The sequence below is a fragment of the Pedobacter sp. 05L430 genome (assembly GCF_056397585.1).
In genome coordinates this window covers 1-4,763 of the sequence record NZ_JBFTNT010000310.1, presented here as the reverse complement: position 1 = coordinate 4,763, position 4,763 = coordinate 1, and the positions used below count along the sequence as shown (strand labels likewise).

The 4,763-nt window shown below is 35.5% G+C and carries 5 protein-coding genes; all 5 read left to right on the top strand.

Features of this window, described 5'->3' with window-relative positions; genetic code table 11:
• Window positions 1-526, top strand: a 526-nt coding sequence (locus tag AC1DG9_RS23345; protein WP_477635337.1) for an aminotransferase class I/II-fold pyridoxal phosphate-dependent enzyme, incomplete at its 5' end; no start/stop codon positions are given.
• The gene (locus AC1DG9_RS23340; protein ID WP_477635336.1) at window positions 510-1,115 is read left to right on the top strand and encodes a hypothetical protein; all 606 of its coding nucleotides are present in this window, start codon (window positions 510-512) and stop codon (window positions 1,113-1,115) included. The genes AC1DG9_RS23345 and AC1DG9_RS23340, both read left to right, overlap by 17 nt.
• Entirely contained in the window at window positions 1,051-2,109 is a 1,059-nt protein-coding gene (locus AC1DG9_RS23335; protein WP_477635335.1) for an ATP-grasp domain-containing protein, read from the top strand. Before AC1DG9_RS23340 ends, AC1DG9_RS23335 begins: the two co-directional genes overlap by 65 nt.
• Window positions 2,110-2,145: 36 nt before the next feature.
• Entirely contained in the window at window positions 2,146-3,219 is a 1,074-nt protein-coding gene (locus AC1DG9_RS23330) for a glycosyltransferase (protein WP_477635334.1), read from the top strand.
• A gap of 22 nt (window positions 3,220-3,241) precedes the next feature.
• Window positions 3,242-4,763 (top strand): asparagine synthase (glutamine-hydrolyzing) (asnB, locus tag AC1DG9_RS23325; protein WP_477635333.1); only part of this gene is annotated, 1,522 nt, incomplete at its 3' end.

Below are 4,763 nucleotides of genomic sequence, written 5' to 3'. Positions count from 1 at the left end.
TGTTAAAGAACATCCTAATGTTATTGTTCTAAAAAGCATGTCGAAGGATTTTGGGATTGCAGGTGTAAGGGCCGGGTATGGTGTGATGAGAAAGGAATATGTTGATCTTTTATTAAAGAATGGTTATTTGTGGAATTCAAATGGTTTTGCCGAATATTTCTTTCGATTGTATACAAGAGCGGATTTTGCACTTAGATATGATAAGGTAAGGGTAAAATATATTGTTGAGACGCTGGAATTTATACAGGAGCTGAGACAGTTGCCAAATATTAAAGTTTACCCAAGCATGGCCAATTTTGTACTTATTGAGTTACTGGAAGGCATAAAATCTACAGAGTTTGTAGCCAAACTGCTTATAAGTTATGGCATTTACGTAAGAACATGTGATGATAAAATTGGCTTAAAGGGACAGTTTATAAGATTAGCATCCCGTTCAAAAGATGAAAACGACTATGTAATTCAAAGCATAAAAGCATGTATTCAGATGAATGACGTTTTGAAATTGGTAAATGAAACGGTTGTTTAAAGCAATAGTTTTTGGGATTTGTAATTTGTATTTCAGGTATCGTTTTAGAAGGTCTATAAAAAATGCCGTCCAAAATCAGGAGATATACCTTGTTGATATAGATAATACCCTTGCCGATACCTGGCCATCACTACAAGATTATGTTTATAGAAATGAAAACCACCGATATGGATCGTTATCGATTTTTATTGGGATGCGGAATTTTATACTGGATAAAACCAGAACCAGGCAGAAAGTAATATTTATATCCGCAAGAAGCTACCTCGACTACTTTTCGACACGTAAATGGCTGGCAGCAAATGGCCTGAAGGCTGATTGTGTAATTCTGGTAAGGAAGGCTGAAGACAAGCTTGATTATATAAATGAACTATTAAACAGAGGCGTGCCTGTAGTTTATATAGACGATTTGAGTTATGRTCATGAGTCTGGAGTAATGAAATTATATGAAAAGGTAATATTGAAATTGAAGGAAATGCCTATAAAATACTTAGGTATTAAAGAAATAGAACTAATTAATTCAGCTTATGAAACAAGTAACCAAGGTACTAAAGAGAATAGCGCGTATCATCAGAATTATAGTAGCAATTAAATGGCTAAAACTCTGGAGACTGCATGATGCTAGTAGTGATATTTTAGTTTGGATTCCCTTTAGATCTATTAAGTATTTTGGATCAGATGCATTTATATGGGATATGGCAACTATTGCTGGGCTGATAGCAGAAAATAAAAGAATAAAAATTGTGTTTAATCTGGCCATTGGGAAATACCATAACAAAAAGATTTTTTTTTCCATTAGCAATCGATACAATATATACAAGTTTGATAACTATACCCATATACTGTCGCATATTACCATGCAGCTTGAACAGCAGGGAAATTCAGTATTTCCCAAACACAGCGAGACCATGTTATGGGAAAATAAAACCTACATGCATCAAGTGTTTTATGTAGAGGGTGTTAATGAGCCTAAAACACGAATTTTTGAATCAATTGAAGACTTGGTAAAAGCGAATATCTGTTTCCCTTTTCTTATCAAAGCAGAGCATTCCTCATCTTCAGAAGGGTTATACAAAATATCATCTATAAAAGATCTTTCAGACCTTGTTTCGAACAAGARATTTGTGGCAGAAAACAAGCATATTATAGCACAGGAGCTGATTAATATGAGAAAAGACCTAAGGGTTATTTTGGTTAAAGGAGAGATTTTGCTCCATTACTGGAGAATAAATTTAAATGAAGAATGGAAACCAACTTCGACAAGTTATGGAAGTAAGGTAGATTTTGATTTCTTTCCGGAACAGTGGAGAGCACACATTATAGAAACCTTTAAATCATTGAAGATCACTACCGGTGCTTTTGATGTTACCTGGGAAAACGATGACCTGAGTACTAAGCCTATTTATCTTGAAGTTAGTCCATTTTATCAGCCGAATCCTAAAATGGAATTAAAGGAAAAAGCGTATGCCTTTTATAAGCAGCATTTCAGCTTATTTAATTCATGGGATGTTAAGTACGTAAATGTTGTTTTTGATATTAAGCATAAACAGGTAAAGGCATACCTGGAAGATTCCATAGCAAATTAAGTTCTCAATTAATTTTCCTCTCAAATAAAATAGTTTATGAAAGTGAATAAACGGGTGATCTTAATGACCCCATCTATGAGCAAGGGTGGAGCTGAAACGCAGCTATTGAAAATTGCATCATTTCTGCAATCAAAGCATCATAAAGTATTGATCATTTCTTTAAAACCCATTGATGAGTTTAATGGTGATATCAGAAAAGCCGGAGTAGATGCTTTGTTTTTAAGGAATTGGTCTAGCGCTCCGTTTTCGAACATACAGATACTTTATAAAACCATTAAAAAATTCAGACCTGATGTAGTTATTGCTTTTATGTTCATTGCAATCATATTTGCACGCTTATTAAAGATGAGACTTAAATTTAAGTTGATCTCTACCATTAGGATATCTGTGATCCCTAAAAAATGGTATATGCCTTTTAAACTTACGGACGGACTTGACGATGCAGTTGTTTACAATTCTGTTGCCTCTATGATAAATTTTGAAAAGCAGAAGTTAGTGAGCAAAAGAGGTATAGTGATTCATAATGGAATTACTATACCACAACATACCAAGATTGATGGCGAATTGGTTAATGGTAGTTTTAAGTGGGTATGCATTGGTCACTTTAGGTGGAACAAAGACTATTTAACACTCTTTAAAGCAATAGCACTTTTAAAACACAAAAATTTCACGGTAGATATTGTTGGAGATTTAAATGGAGAGTTGTGGCCTGAGAAAACAATTGAGGAGCTAAATATTCAAGACTATGTTAACATCATAGGTTTTAAGAAAGAAGCACATAKTTTTTTAGGCCAATCAGACGCTTTTGTGCTTTCCTCTTTTTCAGAAGGGATGCCAAATGCAATTCTGGAAGCTATGGCATATGCGAGACCTACGGTTGTAACTGATATTGATGGAAATCATGAATTGATTGAAAAGGCACAATGTGGTTTATTATGCGAGAAGCAAAATGAGCATGATATGGCCAGTAATATGTTAAAGATAATGGATATGTCTGCTGCCGATAGAACTGCTCTTGGTGCTAAGGGCCAGCAACACATTAAGGCACGATTTAGTGAAGAGCAAGTGATGGGGGAGTGGATGCAATTAATTGACGGCTTAGCCGGTTAGTGCTATTTAGAATTGACATAATATGTGCGGAATATTTGGAACGATAAACTATGAATATCCAATAGAGAACAGTATGATCTTTAATGGGTTATTGCACAGAGGCCCCGATGAACAGGGACATTATAGCTTGTATAATGTAAATCTTTACCATACCAGACTGGCAATTCAGGATTTAAGTGTAACCGGGCAGCAACCAATGGAACACAATGGACTGGTGATTGTTTTTAATGGTGAGATTTACAATCATATGGAGCTTAGAGAAAAGTATGGTCTTAAGGCTTCTTCCAATTCTGATACATTGACCATACTGATGATGTTTGAATTGATGGGCATGGATATGCTTGAGGAATTTGATGGGATGTTTGCATTTGCATTATATGATACCCTCAATTTTAGAATGTACCTGGYACGTGATAGGGCGGGCAAAAAACCTTTGTATGTATATAATAAAGCAAAAACCTTTGTTTTTTCGTCGGAGCTAAACGTACTTTATAAAAAGTGCAGACCTGAGATAGATTACTCCTCGCTGGCTGATTACCTCTATGTTGGGCATCATTACCGTAAAGCTACTCCGTATCTTTTTGTTAACGAGTTGGAAAATGGGCACTATTTAAAGATTGATACACTTACAGGTCTTTGTGATGATGTTTGCTGGTTTAAAATCGAAGACTATTATAAAGCAGAAAGATACCCCGATTATACCGATGCTGTAACACAGCTCGATGGCATACTGAAAACTGCAGTTAAAAGACGAATAGATAGCTCCGATTTAGATGTAGGATCTTTTTTGAGTGGAGGGATTGATAGCGGATTAGTGACAGCAATGGCCGCTGAACAAACTTCAAAACTTAAAACCTTTACGGTTAAGGTTCCGGGATCTTTTGATGAATCGGCCCTTGCAGAGAAGGTAGCAAAGAAATATGGAACCGACCACACTGTTGTTGAAATAGACTTTTCTGATTTAACCAACGATATAGAAAAGATCATATCTAACCATGGTGAGCCTAATTCTGATAATTCCGCAATACCGAGTTATTATGTGGCCAGGGAAGCCAAAAAGCATATAACGGTTGTTTTAAATGGTGACGGTGCAGATGAGCTATTTGGTGGTTATAGAAGATATGTGCCATTTAAACACGTAGATTTTTTTAATCCGAGTCAATTTACAAGGATTAGTTCAAGAATCTTAACGAGTCTATTGCCTGTAGCTAATCAGAAACAAAGTAATTACACGTATATATATAGGTTATTGAAGTTTGGTGGCTATTCTGATTTGGTTAAAATCTATTGCTCAGCTTCTTCAGATCTTTTTGTGGGTTTTGAAGACGCGTTTCTTGAAAAACCAAAAATGAAGGTTATTTCAAGTGATCTTGCAAGAATTAACGACTATTCAATTTCGCCATTAAAGAAATTGCTGCTGATGGATTTTGATTCGATGTTGTTCAGCAGACTACTTACCAAAATGGATATTGCTACCATGGCACATTCTTTAGAAGGAAGAAGCCCTTTTTTTGCAAAAGAAGTTCTTGAATTTGCCCCTGGAT